The 17513-nt window shown below is 32.7% G+C and carries 16 protein-coding genes and 1 pseudogene; 13 read left to right on the top strand and 4 right to left on the bottom strand.

Annotation, left to right across the window (positions count from 1 at the left end; all coding sequences use genetic code 11):
* The first annotated feature begins 99 nt into the window (after positions 1 to 99).
* The gene (locus ACFVQC_RS00330; protein WP_377897169.1) at positions 100 to 816 is read left to right on the top strand and encodes an ABC transporter ATP-binding protein; all 717 of its coding nucleotides are present in this window, start codon (positions 100 to 102) and stop codon (positions 814 to 816) included.
* Positions 806 to 2380 (top strand): permease, encoded by a 1575-nt coding sequence (locus ACFVQC_RS00335; RefSeq protein ID WP_377897170.1) that lies wholly within the window; start codon positions 806 to 808, stop codon positions 2378 to 2380. The genes ACFVQC_RS00330 and ACFVQC_RS00335 overlap by 11 nt, the downstream gene beginning before the upstream one ends.
* Before the next feature lie 219 nt (positions 2381 to 2599).
* On the opposite strand, the pseudogene ACFVQC_RS00340 reads toward ACFVQC_RS00335, so the two are convergent.
* Positions 2600 to 2752, bottom strand: a pseudogene (locus ACFVQC_RS00340) (GyrI-like domain-containing protein); the annotation flags it as partial.
* A 17-nt stretch (positions 2753 to 2769) separates the two neighbouring features.
* Positions 2770 to 3411, bottom strand: a complete 642-nt coding sequence (locus ACFVQC_RS00345) for an FMN-dependent NADH-azoreductase (protein WP_377897171.1) — start codon at positions 3409 to 3411, stop codon at positions 2770 to 2772.
* Between the two features lie 200 nt (positions 3412 to 3611).
* Between ACFVQC_RS00345 and ACFVQC_RS00350 the strand changes: the two genes are divergently transcribed.
* The 3 genes from ACFVQC_RS00350 to ACFVQC_RS00360 all read left to right on the top strand — a co-directional run bounded on the left by ACFVQC_RS00350 (position 3612) and on the right by ACFVQC_RS00360 (position 7141).
* On the top strand, positions 3612 to 4118 hold the full coding sequence (locus ACFVQC_RS00350; RefSeq protein WP_016095911.1) for an RrF2 family transcriptional regulator: 507 nt from the start codon (positions 3612 to 3614) through the stop codon (positions 4116 to 4118).
* A 316-nt stretch (positions 4119 to 4434) separates the two neighbouring features.
* Entirely contained in the window at positions 4435 to 5205 is a 771-nt protein-coding gene (locus tag ACFVQC_RS00355) for an ABC transporter ATP-binding protein (RefSeq protein WP_377897172.1), read from the top strand.
* Entirely contained in the window at positions 5192 to 7141 is a 1950-nt protein-coding gene (locus ACFVQC_RS00360; RefSeq protein WP_377893342.1) for an ABC transporter permease, read from the top strand. The genes ACFVQC_RS00355 and ACFVQC_RS00360 overlap by 14 nt, the downstream gene beginning before the upstream one ends.
* A gap of 116 nt (positions 7142 to 7257) precedes the next feature.
* Here the strand turns inward: ACFVQC_RS00360 and ACFVQC_RS00365 are convergent, their stop codons facing one another.
* Positions 7258 to 7545, bottom strand: coding sequence for a YolD-like family protein (locus tag ACFVQC_RS00365; RefSeq protein ID WP_377897173.1), 288 nt, complete (start codon positions 7543 to 7545; stop codon positions 7258 to 7260).
* Positions 7546 to 7984: 439 nt separating this feature from the next.
* Positions 7985 to 9214 carry a helix-turn-helix domain-containing protein gene (locus ACFVQC_RS00370; RefSeq protein WP_377897174.1) on the bottom strand — a complete coding sequence of 410 codons (1230 nt, stop codon included), beginning with the start codon at positions 9212 to 9214 and terminating at the stop codon, positions 7985 to 7987.
* A 383-nt stretch (positions 9215 to 9597) separates the two neighbouring features.
* Here ACFVQC_RS00370 and ACFVQC_RS00375 point away from each other — a divergent pair, with 383 nt between their 5' ends.
* The 8 genes from ACFVQC_RS00375 (at position 9598) to ACFVQC_RS00410 (ending at position 17370) form a co-directional block, all read left to right on the top strand.
* Entirely contained in the window at positions 9598 to 10176 is a 579-nt protein-coding gene (locus ACFVQC_RS00375) for a class I SAM-dependent methyltransferase (protein WP_377897175.1), read from the top strand.
* Complete coding sequence (locus ACFVQC_RS00380) at positions 10176 to 10790, top strand: DedA family protein (RefSeq protein ID WP_377890691.1); 615 nt, start codon at positions 10176 to 10178, stop codon at positions 10788 to 10790. Before ACFVQC_RS00375 ends, ACFVQC_RS00380 begins: the two co-directional genes overlap by 1 nt.
* Positions 10791 to 10818: 28 nt before the next feature.
* The gene (locus ACFVQC_RS00385) at positions 10819 to 11520 is read left to right on the top strand and encodes a response regulator transcription factor (RefSeq protein WP_377897176.1); all 702 of its coding nucleotides are present in this window, start codon (positions 10819 to 10821) and stop codon (positions 11518 to 11520) included.
* Complete coding sequence (locus ACFVQC_RS00390) at positions 11504 to 13012, top strand: sensor histidine kinase (protein WP_377890693.1); 1509 nt, start codon at positions 11504 to 11506, stop codon at positions 13010 to 13012. Before ACFVQC_RS00385 ends, ACFVQC_RS00390 begins: the two co-directional genes overlap by 17 nt.
* Before the next feature lie 132 nt (positions 13013 to 13144).
* The gene (locus ACFVQC_RS00395; protein ID WP_377890883.1) at positions 13145 to 13510 is read left to right on the top strand and encodes a YxeA family protein; all 366 of its coding nucleotides are present in this window, start codon (positions 13145 to 13147) and stop codon (positions 13508 to 13510) included.
* 194 nt (positions 13511 to 13704) lie between these two features.
* Positions 13705 to 14475: a rod shape-determining protein MreC gene (gene mreC / locus ACFVQC_RS00400; protein WP_377897177.1), complete on the top strand. Its 771-nt coding sequence runs from the start codon at positions 13705 to 13707 to the stop codon at positions 14473 to 14475.
* A gap of 267 nt (positions 14476 to 14742) precedes the next feature.
* Positions 14743 to 15504: an ABC transporter ATP-binding protein gene (locus tag ACFVQC_RS00405; RefSeq protein WP_377897178.1), complete on the top strand. Its 762-nt coding sequence runs from the start codon at positions 14743 to 14745 to the stop codon at positions 15502 to 15504.
* 15 nt (positions 15505 to 15519) lie between these two features.
* Positions 15520 to 17370 carry an FtsX-like permease family protein gene (locus tag ACFVQC_RS00410; protein ID WP_377897179.1) on the top strand — a complete coding sequence of 617 codons (1851 nt, stop codon included), beginning with the start codon at positions 15520 to 15522 and terminating at the stop codon, positions 17368 to 17370.
* The last annotated feature ends 143 nt before the right edge of the window (positions 17371 to 17513 follow it).

The raw sequence follows: 17513 nt of genomic DNA on the forward strand, positions 1-17513 counted from the left end.
ATACTCAGTGAGGATAATAAAAGACTTGCTGAGTAAAATTAAAGGCTTTACAGTCTGAATATTTTGTTTTTTAACCAAAGATAGTTTGGGGGAAATCACATGTTAGAAATTATAAATTTTAGCAAGACATACAAAGGTGGCAAGAAAGCAGTAGATCATTTAAATATTACTGTTCAAGCAGGAGATATCTTTGGATTTATTGGACATAACGGTGCGGGGAAAAGTACAACAATTAAGTCGTTAGTAGGAGTTATAGATTTTGAAGAGGGTGAAATTTTTGTTGATGGACATTCAGTAAAAAAGGATCCGATTGCATGTAAGAGAGTAATGGCGTATATTCCCGATAATCCAGATTTATATGAGCAATTAACAGGAATTCAATATTTAAACTTTGTTGCGGATGTGTTTAAGGTGTCTGCAAAAGATCGGGAAAAGGAGATACAAAAGTATGGAGATGCTTTTGAGATTACACCGTACCTAGGTGATTTAATATCTTCTTATTCACATGGTATGAAACAAAAAGTGGCGATTATATCAGCGGTTTTGCATAAACCGAAATTATTAGTTTTAGATGAACCTTTCGTTGGTCTTGATCCAAAGGCTGCTGTAGTATTGAAAGGTATTATGAAGGAGCTTTGTGAAAAGGGAAATGCGATTTTCTTTTCTACTCATGTTTTAGATGTGGCGGAGAAGTTATGTAATAAAATAGCGATGATTAATAGAGGGAAATTAGCACTTTCAGGGGAAGTGAATTCTTTAATAAAGGAAGGCTCATTGGAAGAGCTCTTTATGAAGGAGCTTGCTAATGAATACTAATAGTCTAGAGCTTTTAAAAATCCGGTTGATAACGCAGCTCGGTTTAAATACTTTTAAATACGAAAAAGATAAGAAAAAGAAGCAGAATAAGATTTTACTGTCAGCATCTATTGCCTTAGTTGGTGTCATGTTAATGTTATATTGCGGAGCCTCAGCATATGGGTTGGTGAGCTTGGGAATAAGTGAAATTATTCCAGTTTATGCACTAGTTATTAGCAGTGTATTGACGTTGTTTTTCACTATATTTAAGGCAAATGGAGAAATTTTTGCTTTTAAGGACTACGATCTTTTAATGTCATTACCGATTCGTGTAAGTACTGTTATTACAAGTAGGTTTTTGTATTTATATTTGCTGAATACAATCTTTTCAATCATAATCATGCTACCAATGGGAGTTGTTTATGGCATACATGAGAATCCATCAGTTTCTTTTTACTTTATGTGGTTCATCGGTATGTTTATAGCATCTTTAATTCCAACAACAATCGCAGCGATCTTTGGAGCTATGATTACGGCAATCGCTTCTAAATTTAAAAATACGAATAAAATAACTACGGTTTTAAGTTTTATAGTAATTATTACATTCGGCTTCTTTATGCTAAAAAACGGAAATGCTCAATATAGCCTTAATGATATGAATGGGATTGGTGCAATTGTTTCAGAGCAACTAACTAAAGTGTATCCATTAGCTAACATGTTTCAAAAAGCAATTGTTAATGCTGATATTGTAGCTTTCGTCCTATTCGTTGGGATATCGGTTATTTGGTATTATCTTTTTGTAAAAATACTTTCGTTAAAATATAAGCAAATAAATACAGAGATTACCACTTATCATATGCTTTCAAATTATGAGATTAATAGTATGAGAAAAGAAAGTGTATTGGTCGCGTTATATAAAAAAGAACTGAAACGTTTCTTTTCTTCTACAGTGTATGTCATAAATAGTGGAATGGGAGTTGTGATGGCGCTAGCTTTTGCCCTAGCTATAGTTGTAGTAGGACCAAGTCAATTAATAGCGTATCCTGGAATTGAGCCGTTGTTGCAGAAGGTTGCGCCATTTGCTATTGCAGCAGCGATTTCGATGACGTGTACAACATGTGTGTCATTGTCATTAGAAGGAAAAAATGTATGGATTATTAAGTCGTTGCCTATAGCGCCAAAGATGATTTATGACAGTAAAATTCTTATGAATCTTTCATTAAGTATACCTGCATCACTTATCAGTGCCGTATTACTGATAATAGGGTTAAAACTAGATGTTTGGAGTTCTCTTTTAATCGCAATAACACCGATAGCATATTCATTCTTTTCGGCAGTATGGGGGATTTTTATTAATAATCGATTTGGTTATTATGATTGGGTATCAGAAACTCAAATAGTAAAACAAAGTGTAGGATCGTTTTTCGGTATGTTTGGTGGTTTAATTACGGCTGTTATACCTGCCTTGTTAATCGGTACTGCTACGATCTCGAATTACAGAGTGTTTACTTTTGTAGTTGTTATAGTACTTACGATTATTACTATTTTCTTGTATAAGAACGAGTCGAGAAGAAGTATAAAGTGAAACTTTAATCAGTGAGGGGTTTGTTCATTCCCCACTGATTATCAGCCCTCACCAATCGGGCGTTTACGGGTAGCAGGGCTTCCACCTAACTTCTTTGCTCCACCTGAATTTTGAGTTGGGAGTTTTACTGCCCGCAAATAGCGGGATAAAATAAGAAGCTGCTTTTCCTTTAAAGAGGAAGAGTAGCTTCTTTATTTTGAAACAGTTTAGACCCTTATATTATTTCTTCAAAACAGGTACCCATATCGCACTTCTGAAATTCGGCGAGGATACGTCTTTACTTTCATTCCACAATATTTCCGGCCCTTCTGCTAGTTCATAGTTTGAAGAAGGGAACCATTCAGAATAAATACGCCCCCATACATTTTGTAATGCATAAAGAAGTTTTTTTATTTAGTAGCCAATCTTGAAGCTGCTTCTTCAACTTCTTTATATGCTTTTTGTAATACTTCATTTTGATCTAGTAAAGTAGTTCCTTGTGCTCGAATCATTTGAAAATCTTCAATACCAAGGAAATTAAACATGGATTTCAAATATTTATGAGAGTAATCAACTTCTGTATACCAATCATCATTTGTATAGATTGATCCGCTTGCTTGTATGACAAGCATTCTTCTTCCATCGTTAAGTAATCCAACTGATCCAGTTTCAGTATATTTAAATGTTTCACGTGCAATCATGATATTGTCCATATAATCTTTTAATTTTGATGGAATATTAAAATTGTGCAAAGGTAATACGATAATATACGTATTGGCACTTTTAAACTGCTGTAAAATTTCACCCATTCGCTCCGTTACTTTTTTCTCTTCGTTAGTTAATTCTATTTCATTTCGTTGTTTGTCCCATGCACTTAAAACTGTTTGATCTATCATAGGGACTACGTCACTGTATAGATTAATTTGTTCAACTACTTCACTGTTAGAAATTACTTCTTTATATGATTCTAAAAAGTGATTGAAAACTTGTATGCTAACTGATGATGTATCATCTATTTTTGGATGCGCATTTATGATAAGTGTTTTAGTCATTTATATTTCCCCCTAAAAACAATTTGTTTATTTTTAATTAAAGACTAATTTAATCGTCGATTAAGTTAGTCTTTAATATAATCATTATAATTATTTTTGTCAAATGTAGTACACGCAAGACTTGTTTTATTTGACTAAAACTTGAAATACTCCTAAGATACAATTTGATAACCCTTAAAATTAGAAGCAGGTGAGTATATATGCAATATAGTGTTGGGGTTGAATATGCTTTACATTGTTTAGTTTATTTAGTTACTGCTCCTTCAAAAGAAAGCGTTGGAATAAAAGACTTAGCAGAGTTCCAAGGACTTTCGGAAACGTTTCTTTCAAAAGTTTTCGGTAAATTATCTAAGGCTGGTATTGTAAGCTCTGTCCCTGGGGTAAAGGGAGGTTATAGATTAGCTAAATCTCCAGAAGATATTTCTTTTTGGGATGTAATAGAGGCTGTCGAAGGACCAAAACCAATTTTTCAATGCAAAAATATTGTGCAGAACGGTCTACTATATCGAGACAAGACCTGTAATTCTTGTGAATCGAGCAATTCTTCTTGCACAATTAATTTAGTAATGCTTGAGGCGGAAGAGCATATGCGGGAGTTTCTTCGTAAAAAGACCCTTGCGTGGTTAGATAAAGAACTTGATATTGTTTTACCAGAAAAGCTAAGAACAGATACTAGAGAATACTTTACAAAAGAAGGCTCTAACTAACCGATATTGACGAGTTAGTTAGGGCTTTTTTGCTATGCGCCTTGAAATTTTGTCTCTTAATTCTTCTAAATACCTTTGAAACGATGATATTTTTTCACCTTACAAAATTGTAATGTTCCTGTAAGGAGAATGAATGGATGGTATGATATCCCAATGCTATAGTAACAAAGTACTTTCATTCAGTAGGTTAAATTTTTATGTCTTTACTTATGCGCCTTACATAACTGTCATGTTTGTGTAAGAAACATCGATAGTGGCAAAAGTAGAGAGTGTATATAGTTGAAAATAGAGAATAGAAGAAATGAGGGATGTCGAGATGAAAACAGTGTTAGAAGCAAAAAATATTGAAAAAGTGTATGACACAGGTGGGAATAAATTTGCAGCTTTAAAAGGTATTAACTTACAAGTAAAAGAAGGTGAGTTCGTTGGAATTATGGGACCTTCTGGTTCTGGTAAGACGACTCTTTTAAATGTTCTTTCTACAATTGATAATGCGACGGACGGTGAAATTCTAATTGATGGAAAAGATATCGTGAAGATGAATGATGATAAGCTAGCTTTGTTCCGCCGCGATCATTTAGGTTTCATCTTCCAAGATTATAACTTATTAGATACATTAACGGTAAAAGAAAATATTGCGTTACCTCTTGCGTTATCAAAGGTGAAAGCGAGTGAAATTGATCGCCGCGTTCTTGAAATCTCAAAGAAATTCGGTATTGATCATATTTTAAGTCAGTTCCCATATCAAGTATCTGGCGGACAGAAGCAGCGCTGCGCGGCATCACGTGCAATCGTTACAAATCCGAGTATGATTTTCGGGGACGAGCCAACTGGAGCACTTGATTCAAAATCTGCAACAGATTTACTTGAAAGTATGAAGTCGTTAAATGAATATGATAACTCAACAATTTTAATGGTAACGCACGATGCATTTGCGGCAAGTTACTGTAAACGAGTTATTTTCATTAAAGATGGTGAGTTATATAAAGAATTGCACCGCGGTGAATTAACACGTAAACAATTCTTCCAAAAAGTCGTTGACGTAATGTCTTCCATTTCTGGAGGTATGGCTGATGACCTTATCTAGCATTGCCCTCCGCAACATACAGCGGAACTTTAAAGACTATTTTGTATATTTTGCATCTATGATTTTTAGTATTGTAATTTACTTTACATTTAAAGCACTACAATATAATTCACAAATGGAAAAAGCTGCGGAAGGTTCTAAAAAAATTAGCGGTGCGTTTCAAGTTTCAAGTGTCATGCTAATCATCTTCGTAGCGGTGTTCATTATATATTCGAACGGTTTCTTTACACGGAAGCGTAAAAAAGAAGTTGGGCTATATTCGTTACTAGGTATTCGAAAAAGACAGATCGGTAAAATGCTCTTTTATGAAAATATGTTAATGGGATTAATGTCTTTAATTATCGGAATTGCGATTGGTAGCGTTCTTTCAAAACTATTCCTTGAACTACTAGTAAGTATGATGGGATTAAATTTAAATGTTCATTTTGAAGTACCGATGGCTGCAATTGTTGATACAGCAATTATTTTCTTTGTGATTATATTGTATACATCACTTCAAGGATATCGTTTAATTTATCGATTCAAGCTAATTGAACTTTTCCGCGCAGAACGCGAAGGAGAAGCAATGCCAAAAGGATCTGTAATTATGGCGTTAATTTCAATTTTCTTAATCGGTTCAGGTTATTTCTTAGCATTAATGTTCATGAAGGCAGTTAAGTATGCAGACTTTATGGCAGTTGCACTTTATATTTTACTTGCGACAGTATTAGGTACGTACTTACTATTTATGTTCTTTACAGTATTCGTATTAAAACGTGCAAGAAATAATAAATCATCGTTTTATAACGGTATGAATATGATAACGACATCACAGCTACTATATCGTATTAAAGGGAATGCAAAGTCACTTGCAACAATTTCTATTTTAAGTGCGGTAACATTAACAGCAGTTGGTACGTCAGTTACGATGTATTACAACACATTTACACAATCAAAAGCATTCGCGCCATACAGCTATTCTTATGAGAAAAAAGATGCAGAACTAGATAAGAAAGTAAATGCGATTTTTGCTGAAGAGGAAGAGAATCATCCTGTAAAAGATCAATTTGAAGTTGAGATGGTTCCTGTAAAAGGAAAGTTTGAAGGAGATAAAGTTGATTTCATCCTTAATATGAACTACAGTATCTCAGAGAAATATCAATTTATGTCTCAATCTGAATTTAATAAACTTGCTAAAAAAATCGATGCAGAAACAGTGAATGTAGCTGCTGGTGAAGCATTTATATATGATAGTTCTTATATGGAAGGGCATGAGTTTAGCCCTCAATATAAAGGAAATAAAGCGGTATTCCAAATTGGAAATGAAACGAAGAAATTAGCGATTCAAGGCGCAAATGATAATGCAATTACGAACCTAGGTGAACTAGTTGTTGTCGTTTCAGATGAAACATATGAACAAGCGAAGCAAGCATTTGGAACACGTGTTGTAAAAAATATTGATGTAAAAGATGAAAGAAACAGTAAAGTATTAACAGAAAAATTAACAAAATTGATGCCAGCTGGTGAATCAGAAATGGTACCATCATTTAGAGATTTCTACACTGGTTTCCAAATGGGGCTTGAAGGAACTGGACTAATGATGTTCATCGGAATGTTCTTAGGACTTGTATTCTTACTAGCAACAGGTTCTATCATTTACTTCAAGCAATTAACAGAAGCAAATGCTGATCGTGAGCGTTATGTTGTACTTCGTAAAGTCGGGGTAACGAAACAGGAAATGAAAAAAGCTATCGCAAAACAAGTAAGCTTTATCTTTGCGATTCCGTTAGTAATCGGAATTTTACACAGCTTGTTTGCATTAAAAGGTTTAGGGAACATATTACCATTTGAAATTATGATTCCGCTCCTAATTAGTATAGGGGTATACGGTGTCATTTATATCGGATATTACTTCTTAACAGTTCGCTCTTATTATAAGATTGTGAGCGCGAAGTAATAGACGGTAGCTGTAAGAGAATAGAAATTAGAAAAATAGCCATTTACCTGATTTTTTATGAGGTGGATGGCTATTTTTTATTTTGCAATATTAGTACTACTAAGAGGAGGACAGAATTAACGTACATCTATTATGTCAATAAAGTTAAAAGTATGTTTACGGTCAAAGGTATCTATGCATATTACAGAACGCTTCAAAGGATTTATTTCAATTACAGTCATACAACTTGTAGGAAAATAATCATCTTTATAATAAGTAATCAATATTTCTTTTTCTGAAATGTATGAGCGTAATAGATGATCTTCAATTCGCTCTCTATCATCGTATGGTGATAGAGAGCGATCAGCAGGTTGTTTAGACATAATAGTCAGTTGCATCGATTTTGATATATTAGTACTACTCATGCTTTTTATTCTCCTAACAATATGTTTTCTATATCTTTCTGACTTAGGAAGTTATTAGTTAATCACTATGGAAGTAGCTATTATCAATAATTCAAGCGCCACATTGTATAAACATCCTATTTTAGCTTTCACATGTATATAGCGAAGAAATTATGGATTAGTTGAAAGGCTAATTTGCTTAGTACTAAAAAATTACCAAATTCATTAACTTATTTATAGTAATTTATTTGTCATTTTTGTACTTTTTTGAATGCGGTTAAAAATTTATTAAAATCAATTTGGATGAAGGAGAATAAAGGTATGGAAAGATTAGAAGAGTATAAAATCGAGGTACATGTTTATTAAATTAAGAAGAAGTAAATCGTGATGGTATTACTAATTGAATGGATGAAGGTGAGCTAGTATTCCATCTATCTCACCTCATGTTAAGAAGGTGTTGTTATATTACGGTATGATTTTCACGATATTGTCTAGGAGTCATACTAGTGATTTTTTTGAAGACTCTTGTGAAATAACTTTGGTCATTAAAATTAAGCCAGGTACAAATATCTGATAATGGATAGGTCGTTAATGTTAATAACTTTTTTGCTTCCTCTACTCGTTCTCTTTGAACATACTCACTTAAAGGAATCCCTACTTCTTTTTTAAACAATTTAGATAAATAGGCAGGAGAAATATCTAAAAGGTTAGCAAGATCATTGAGAGATATTTCATCGTAAATATGTTTGTGAATATGATTTAGGCATGTAGTTATTGAATTAGAATATTCTTGATTACTATATTCTTTAACACGTTCTGCAAAAGTACATAATGCATCTTCAATTAATCTATTTACTGAATACATGTTATCTAGTTTTTCGATGGTTTGGATATATAAAGTACCAAGTGAAAAAGCAATATCTGACGGAAGATTACCATCTATCGCATACCGAATAGCTAGGGTAATTGCTATAATACCATTATTTTTTTGGTTTCTAAGTTGATCTCCTTTTGATACAATTGCCGCATCTTCTTGAGGGAATGAATACGCATATTGTATTACTTTTTCTTTATTTCCCTCTTTAATTGCTGAAAAAAATTTGCGTTCTAATGATATGTTGTAATTTTGCGGATCGTTCCGGCGACGTTTTGAAATATATAGATCAGGGTTTACGATTTTATAAGAAATGTCCTCTAGTAATTTGTTTTTTTCCCAAACAAGATCTCTATCTAATTTTTCATTGAAAATTACGTAATGTAACCAAATACTTATATCAATAAGAGTACTTTTTTTAATCTCAGGTAAAAATTGATAGTAGTCTACTCCTTGTTGCATTTTATTATTACAGTTGAAATACTTCATAAGTTTAATAGCCATTTCATCTGATACTTTTGGATAGGTAGTAGGACCAATTATAATAGTTCCTTTTATATGTTCGTGATTTGTTATATGAATAATAATGAAATTTTCAAGATACTCATTCCCTTTAAAAAGTGGGAAATTACAAGGAGCATTTTCTTGATAAATTTCATTAAGATGTTCTTCTTTAGAAGAATAAAAAGGACTACAAATAGTATTAGAAGTAGATTGATATAAAATTTTTCTGTTGGTAGATAAAAAATGAACAGGTACATGAAAGGTTCTATGTACAAGATCACATAAGTATTGTAGGTCGATGGAATTATTCATTATTTTCTATCTTCTCCTTTTAAGTAGTTCGTAAAACACCACCTTAATAAATTTATTCATTTAATATCTATTATATCAAATAAATAAATTTATTAAGATTAGATAATTATAATATAAAATATTTTATTAATATGGATATAAGGATTTTAATAAAAAATAAATTGATAAGTACAGCTAAAAAACTATATGGCTATTGATACACTTAGCTTGAAGGCTGAAGGCTGTTCAAATACAATCTTACCTCACGGTAGCTATCGCTGTAAGCGATAGCTATTCTTTAATTCTTCATAAAATCTTAAGAAATCTCCTCAATTTTTGTTAAGAAACGATAGTTATACTTAGACACAAGTTAAAAACTATGGAACGAATGAGGAGAGGTTTACATGCAGCTCATAACATTCTTAAATGAATTTATTAAACACCCGAAACATACTGGTGCGATTGCGCCAAGTTCAAAAATATTAGCAAAGAAAATGGTAGATGTAATTGATTTTAATAGAGCGAAGTGCATTGTGGAATTAGGTCCTGGTACAGGAGTCTTTACGAAAGAAATTATGAAGCGAAAGAAGAAGGAGACAATATTTCTTCTTATCGAAATTAATGAAGTGTTTTGCAAAGAGCTAAAGAGCAAATTTAAAGATGAGCAGAACGTCATTGTTGTACACGGTTCGGCTGAAAATATAAAGAAATATATGGAAGAGTTCAATATAGAATGCATTGATTACGTCTTATCAGGATTGCCTTTTACTTCTTTACCAGAAGAAGTTTCAAAACGCATTTTAAACAATGCAATGGAAGCGATACATGAGAATGGGGAATTCATTACATTTCAATATTCACTTGTAAAAAAAGGATTTATACAGCATTTCTTCCCTGAAATTACACTAGAAAAAGTGTGGTTCAATTTCCCGCCAGCCTACGTCTTTAGCTGTAAAAAAGAGCTAAGGAGAGCATATGCATAATGGAATTACATGAATTATTATCATATATTGAGCAGTACGGTTATTGGGCACTATTTTTCTGCTTATGGCTCGGTATTATCGGTATGCCGATTCCAGATGAAATGATTGTAATGAGTGGTGGATTTGTATCTTCATTAGGCGTATTAAGTGTCATTCCTGCGTTTTTATTAACATATTTAGGTGTTGTATCAGGTCTTTCTTTAGGGTACATACTAGGGAAAATATTTGGCATAAAAGTACTTGAAAAATTGATGAAAAAGAAAAAGGCAAAGTACCTTTTAAAATCACAAGAGATAGTAGGAAAATATGGTCATTATGCATTAGTAATAAGTTATTTTATCCCCGTTGTGAGACATATCGTACCGTATTTAGTAGGAATGAATAACATGTCATTTAAAACGTATGTGATTTATTCATATGTGACAGGATTTGTTTGGACGTTAGTTTACTTTGTACTAGGCTCTATATTTGGAAAGCACATAGAAATGATAGTAACCCTTGTGACCGAGTATGGTATATATTTTGGTGGCATCGTTATCATAGTTTCTAGTATTTCTTATGTGTATATGCATAAGAAGAATGCAGTAGTGAGTGAAGTAAAGCAACATTCATAGTTTGGTAAATGATGCTGGAGGAGATTTTGTGAGTAAAGGAACGATACTTATCGTGGACGATGAGAAGGAAATTAGAAAACTTATCGCCATCTATTTGAAGAATGAAGGTTACGAAGTATTACAAGCTGGAGATGGTGAAGAGGGGTTAGAAATAGTAAGGAAAAGAGACGTGCATCTAATTGTACTTGATATTATGATGCCGAAAATAGATGGTATTCATATGTGCATGAAAGTGAGAGAAATAGCGGAAATGCCCATTATTATGCTGTCGGCAAAAACGCAAGATATGGACAAGATTTTAGGGTTAACAACTGGAGCAGACGATTACGTAGCAAAACCATTTAATCCACTTGAACTCATTGCTCGTATTAAATCACAACTTCGGAGATATATGAAAATGAGCGGGGCGAGTGTAAAAGATGAAAATGTATTTGAAGTTGGAGATATAAAGATAAATATAGCAACGCGGCAGGTCATTATTGCAAATGAAGAGGTGAAATTGACACCGAGAGAGTTTGAGGTATTAGAATTGCTTGCACGAAATCAAGGAATGGTATTAAATGTAGAACAAATTTATGAAAGAGTATGGAAAGAGCAAGCTTTCCAACCCGATAATACTGTGATGGTACATATTCGGAAAATACGTGAAAAGATAGAGGCAATTCCAAGGAAGCCTCGTTACATTAAAACAGTATGGGGAGTTGGCTACAAGATTGAGAAAGATATTTGAACCGATAATATGGATGAATCAAGTTTTTAAAAAAATGATAGGTAAAACAGTTAGTTATTTGCAGAAGAGTATACGGGTACAGCTAATTACTACATTTACTTTCTGTACATTACTTGGTGTATTAGTAGGGTGGTCTTCATCTTCCTTTTTCGAGGATGCGAATAAAATTTCTATCATTGATTATGCATCAGGTATGGAAGCCATTGATGGACAGACACAAAGGCTTGTTGAAAGTATGACAGAAGAGGGTAAGGAAATTAATATACAAGAACTGCTTGATCAATTAAATCATCAAAATCAATTGAAGGTTTTAATAATAGATGAGAATGGGAAAGTCGTTTATAAAACAAAGGGAGCACCGGAAGAACAGATTAATCTTCATGAGACGATGCGTAATGTAATGGATTTTAAAATGGATCAAGTACGCTATGTAGAAGCACAAAATTTAATTCAAGATAGAGCTGAACAAAAGCGTAAGGAGTTTACAACCTTTTATCCAGTTACTGTTAATACGAAAAATATGTATGTCATTGCAAGTGGTATACCACAAGGAAATGTAAAGTATGTAGTGAACGGTAGTAGTCCATTCCCATCTTTACTAGGTTTTATTACTTTTCTACTTTCTTTCTTTTATATAACGAAAAGAAAGATGAATCAGATTGAAGCAATGGCAGAAGGAGTAAGGGAGTTTTCGAAAGGGAACTTACAATATAAAATCAAACAGGCAGGTCAAGATGAAATAGGTGTATTAACTTCAAATATTAATCAAATGGCAGAAAAGCTTTTGGCTAATATAGAAAAAGAAAAACAAATAGAGAAACAAAAAAGTGAATTGATTACAAATGTATCACATGATTTAAGAACACCACTTACTTCTATTATGGGGTATTTATGTTTACTAGGTGATGCGAAATATGAAAATAAAGAACAGCATGATGAGTATATAAAAATTGCTTTTTCAAAATCAGAGCAGTTGAAGATGTTAATAGAGAATTTGTTTGAGTATACAAAACTAACAGATGAAAATATGGCATTAAATCTGCAAGAAGTGTGCATGAATGAACTACTTGATCAATTAATAGAAGAGCTAGTACCACAAGCGGAGGAACATAATCTTTCTTTTGTGAAAGAATTCCAGGAAGAGCGTATATACGCTCTTGTGGACTCGGAAAAAATGGTGCGTGTATTTGAAAATCTCTTAATAAATGCAATCAAATATAGTATAGAAAAGAGAGAAATTAAAGTTTCTATTCAAAGGGAAGAACGTCATATTAAAGTCTCAATAGCAAATCATAGTGAAGAATTTACAAAAAAAGAGTTAGAGAACTTATTTGAGCGTTTTTATAAAAAAGATCAATCTAGAAGTAGAGCTGTAGAAGGTTCAGGCTTGGGGCTTGCAATTGCAAAAAGCATTGTTGAATTGCACAAAGGAGAAATTCGAGCGGAATATGAAAATGGGGTTATTCAATTTATTATCTTATTGCCAACTTAATTAGAAATATCGGTTACCTTCTAATTAGGGAAGAATGAGTGATAGTGTTGCTATTGATTTAGAGGGAGTCTTATTCCATCATTCAGGGGGACATTGACTAATAAAACAGAGAAGTGGAGAATCGAAAGTTATATGAAAAAATTAAGTGCGTTTATGATATTGATTATAGTTGGAGTTACATTACTTGTAGTGAAAGGTGGACCGATTGTAGATCAACTCAATCCTTTTATTAAAGAAGATATTTATTATGCTGTTGTCGACAATGATGGGGAATATGAAGCCAAAAGTAATGGTTTTGGTAGATGGAACTATAAATTTAAAGGATATGATGAATCTGGGAAAGAACAAAAAATTATGATGACTTCTTCAAAACATTTACGAATAGGAGCATATTTAAAGATTAAGTCTAAAGGGACGTATGGTATGAAATGGGAAGAAATACAAGGTGACGAAATGCCCACTAAAGCAAAAGAAAAAGTAACAATAAAGCATGTCTAGTTATAGAAATGATAAGTTGTATTCAATAGATAAAGTAACGATCAAGCTTCAAATGTAATGGCAGTATATGATAATTTCTAAAATTTTTATAAAGAAGATAAAGATTATCTGAACTTTATCTAAACTGCATTTCTTCTGTATACAACTACTAGTATTCTATATTGTGTAGATAAAAAATGGTAAGGAGTAACAGGATGATTATGCAGGTTTCTAAGAGGAAAATATTATTATTTCTTTCAATTATTCTTTTTGTTTTATTGATGATGTATGTATGTACGAATAATAGGCATGTCTTCTATATTGTTAACAATATAGAAGACATTTATAAAGTATATAAAGAGAATCAATTATTGCAAGAAAAAATCGAGAACCAAGAATCGTTAAAGAGTAAAGTGCAAATGTTAAGTGAGGAGAAAGAAAACCTTACTAAGCTTATCAACAAGACGAGAGAATTAAAGGAACAAGGAAAATATAATTTAATTCAAGCTACAGTAGTAAGGCGTGTAGCAGAAGATTGGTATGGAAAAATCGCTCTTGATAGAGGGGTACAACATGGTGTAAAGGTTGATATGGCTGTTATGACGGTGAGTGGTCTTATTGGAAAGGTAGAGAGTGTAGATCAATTTACATCTATTGTGAAATTAATTACGAAAGATGAACGAACAAATCGTTTAGCAATCACCTTCCAAAATAACTCATCCATTTTAGGATTTGTCACAGGGTATGATAAGGAAAAACAAGCTCTTCGAATTGATAATATTCCATCAGATAAAGCGAAAGAAATAAAAATAGGTGATAGCATTATTACCTCTGAATTGAGCCGGAAAATACCACCTGGTCTTGAAGTAGCGGAGGTAATAGATCAAGAGCCGGATAAATATGGCCTTGCACATATTATTTATGCAAAACCAAAGGCGAATTTATATGATTTAGAAGATGTCATTTTAGTAGAACCTAAAGGGTAGAAAAGTATAGATGAATATCATTTTTTTTTAGGTAGAGTAAGATTAAGAGGAGAAATAAAGTCTTTATTTCTTACTCAAAAATAGAATATAGAAATCAAAAGTCCCAAGCTACTAGCTTTGGGACTTTTTCATATTCTTAAAGAAATATTAAGAATATCCGCTGCTATTTATTAAGAAATGCTATCTATACTTAGAAATGGGTTAAGAAATGCTCGGAAAATATGTAAGGAAAATAAAAATAGGAAAAAGAAGTGTAGGAGGATATAAATGACAGCATCAGTTGTAGAGGTAAAGAATGTACAAAAGGTATACGGCAAAAAAGGTGAGAGCCAATCGCATGCACTAAAGAATGTATCGTTCTCGATTCAAGAGGGTGAATTCGTTGGGATTATGGGACCATCTGGTTCAGGAAAAACAACATTATTGAATGTAATTTCTACATTAGATAAAGCGACAGGTGGAATTGTTGAAATTGCTGGAACAGATATTACGAAAATGAAGCAAGGGGAATTATCTGATTTTCGCTCAGAGAAACTAGGGTTTATCTTTCAAGATTTTAACTTACTTGAAAATTTATCAATCTATGAAAACATTGCATTACCGCTTTCTCTGCAAGGTGTTCATTCGAAAAGAATTGGATTAAAGGTGAAAAAGGTAGCAGAGATGTTAGGAATTTCAGAGATTCTTCAAAAATATCCGTCCGAAGTATCTGGTGGACAAAAACAACGTTCGGCGGCGGCTCGTGCACTTGTACATGAGCCAGCAATAATTTTAGGAGATGAGCCAACAGGAGCGCTTGATTCTAAAAATGCGAAAAGTTTATTAGAGGCGATGACCAACTTAAATGAAGAACAGGATGTTTCAATTATGATGGTTACACACGATCCATTAAGCGCAAGTTATTGCCGACGTATTTTATTCATCCAAGATGGAGAATTGTATAAAGAAATTCATCGCAGAGGTACTCGTGAAGAGTTTTATAAAGAAATTTTAGATGTGCTTGCAGATTTAGGTACACAAAAAGCATAAGAAAGAAGGTTCAACATGTTATTCAAACTTTCCATGTCGGGACTAAAAAGTAAACGAAAAGACTATATGGTCTTATTAGTTGGGCTTATTATGTCTATTTCAATTTTTTATATGTTTCAAACGTTAGCGTTAAATAAAACATTTATCGAAGGGAATTCCATGGATGGAATTTTTTCAGTCTTCCAAACAGGATCATTTTTATTAGGCTTCATTACATTATTTTATATTTTATACGCCAATTCATTTTTATTATCACTTCGGCAAAAAGAATTTGGTATGTATATGGTATTAGGGGCAAAAAAGCATAAAATTACATTGCTCATGTTTATTGAAACAATTGTATTAGGAATAGTATCTCTTATAGTAGGTGTGATATTCGGTATAATCTTGGCGCAAGGTGTTGGCCATTTGCTAATGAAGGAACTAGAATTTACTGGTGGTGGTGGTTATCATGCATTTTATGTACCATCAATCATTGTTACTTTCATCTTTTTCATTGCATTATTTATGTTGTCCGCAATTATGAATGGTATGAAACTAGCGCGTAATTCGTTATTACAACTCGTTCACTCCAATAGTCACACAGAGCATACGCCTACTAAAGGAAAACTAACGAATATAGTAGCACTTTTATCAATTATTTTATTAGCAGTTGGTTATGCTTCGATGATTTATATGAAAGAGTTAAAGGAATCAGGATTTATCATTGCTACAATTACAGTAACATTAGGAACTTACATGCTATTTGCATCATTCCTTCCCATTATTATTAACAAACTAAAAGCGAATAAAAATCGTAGTGAAAAAGGAATCAATGCGTTTACGTTTGCACAGTTGAGTTTTTCTATTAATAGTTTAACGAAAGTATTAGCGACAGTTGCTATGTTAGTGGCTCTCGGTGCGGGTGCAATCTCCAGTGGTATGGCGTTAAAAAATAATGTCACAAATATGGTGGAGAGTGCAGAATACTATGATGTCGAAATTAAAAATCCCACAGCAGAAGAAAAGAAAATATTAGATAGCATTACATTTAAAGAAAAGAATGAATATCGATACAAAGTAGATGAGCAGTTTATTTATCAATTGAAAGAAGATTTAGAAAGAAATCGTCCGCTAACACGTACTGGAAAAGACGAGAATAGTAGCCGATTCGTTCCTGTTTCGAGGGAGCTAATTGTGGGAGCCGTTTTAAGTCATAGCCAAGAAAAAAATGAGGATAATACCAATGTAATTCCAGAAGAGTGGGGAAATGTTTTAAGGTCTCTTCAAAAGACATATATGAATCCTAGTCAAAAGATACAAATTGTAGATCAAAAGATGTATGACGGGATACAAGGTAAAGAAGAAATTATAATACTGGGGAAAACGGACAATTTTATAACGTATAAAGAAGAATGGAAAAAAATCGATGAATTAGAGCTAGCTAAATATAAAGATATGAAAGAAGTACATCTTTTGAGTAAATATATGCTGTATGAAGGATATTACAGTACTTACAGTGGAACAGTATTTATGGGATTTTTCTTAGGCATAGCTTTCTTAGCGATGCTGGCAAGCTGTTTAATGTTTAAAATTCTTTCTGGTGCTTCAAAAGATATTATTCGCTATCAAATGCTTCGTAAAATTGGTGTGCGTTATGAGCTATTAACGAAATCAATTTATAAAGAGTTACTTTTAGTTTTCTTGTTCCCAGCGATCGTAGGTATAATGCACGTATTAGTCGGAATGAGCATGTTCTCGTTCTTAATAGATAATCCATATTTCCGTATTTGGCTGCCGATTATTATTTTCTTAGTCATTTATGTGTTTTATTATTTCATTACAGTTCAATTGTATAAAAAAATTGTTCTTCCGAAAGAAGTGTAGTATGTAGTGAGTAAGGGGGATGATGAATAGAAATAAATTTAGGGGAATATTATATGGAATTTATAGCGATGAAGAAGTTATAGATTGAAAGAAGCAGCTATTCTACGTAATAGCTGCTTCTTTCATTATTTATAATTAGGAAG

This window comes from Bacillus sp. NPDC057893, from assembly GCF_042796455.1.
In the GTDB taxonomy this organism is placed as follows: domain Bacteria; phylum Bacillota; class Bacilli; order Bacillales; family Bacillaceae_G; genus Bacillus_A.

What these genes read in the sequence shown, in the direction of transcription:
- ACFVQC_RS00330 (WP_377897169.1), top strand. Translation starts at nt 100, where the DNA reads ATGTTAGAAATTATAAATTTTAGCAAGACATACAAAGGTGGCAAGAAA.
- ACFVQC_RS00335 (WP_377897170.1), top strand. Translation starts at nt 806, where the DNA reads ATGAATACTAATAGTCTAGAGCTTTTAAAAATCCGGTTGATAACGCAG.
- ACFVQC_RS00345 (WP_377897171.1), bottom strand. Translation starts at nt 3,411, where the DNA reads ATGACTAAAACACTTATCATAAATGCGCATCCAAAAATAGATGATACA.
- ACFVQC_RS00350 (WP_016095911.1), top strand. Translation starts at nt 3,612, where the DNA reads ATGCAATATAGTGTTGGGGTTGAATATGCTTTACATTGTTTAGTTTAT.
- ACFVQC_RS00355 (WP_377897172.1), top strand. Translation starts at nt 4,435, where the DNA reads ATGAAAACAGTGTTAGAAGCAAAAAATATTGAAAAAGTGTATGACACA.
- ACFVQC_RS00360 (WP_377893342.1), top strand. Translation starts at nt 5,192, where the DNA reads ATGACCTTATCTAGCATTGCCCTCCGCAACATACAGCGGAACTTTAAA.
- ACFVQC_RS00365 (WP_377897173.1), bottom strand. Translation starts at nt 7,545, where the DNA reads ATGAGTAGTACTAATATATCAAAATCGATGCAACTGACTATTATGTCT.
- ACFVQC_RS00370 (WP_377897174.1), bottom strand. Translation starts at nt 9,214, where the DNA reads ATGAATAATTCCATCGACCTACAATACTTATGTGATCTTGTACATAGA.
- ACFVQC_RS00375 (WP_377897175.1), top strand. Translation starts at nt 9,598, where the DNA reads ATGCAGCTCATAACATTCTTAAATGAATTTATTAAACACCCGAAACAT.
- ACFVQC_RS00380 (WP_377890691.1), top strand. Translation starts at nt 10,176, where the DNA reads ATGGAATTACATGAATTATTATCATATATTGAGCAGTACGGTTATTGG.
- ACFVQC_RS00395 (WP_377890883.1), top strand. Translation starts at nt 13,145, where the DNA reads ATGAAAAAATTAAGTGCGTTTATGATATTGATTATAGTTGGAGTTACA.
- mreC (WP_377897177.1), top strand. Translation starts at nt 13,705, where the DNA reads ATGATTATGCAGGTTTCTAAGAGGAAAATATTATTATTTCTTTCAATT.
- ACFVQC_RS00405 (WP_377897178.1), top strand. Translation starts at nt 14,743, where the DNA reads ATGACAGCATCAGTTGTAGAGGTAAAGAATGTACAAAAGGTATACGGC.
- ACFVQC_RS00410 (WP_377897179.1), top strand. Translation starts at nt 15,520, where the DNA reads ATGTTATTCAAACTTTCCATGTCGGGACTAAAAAGTAAACGAAAAGAC.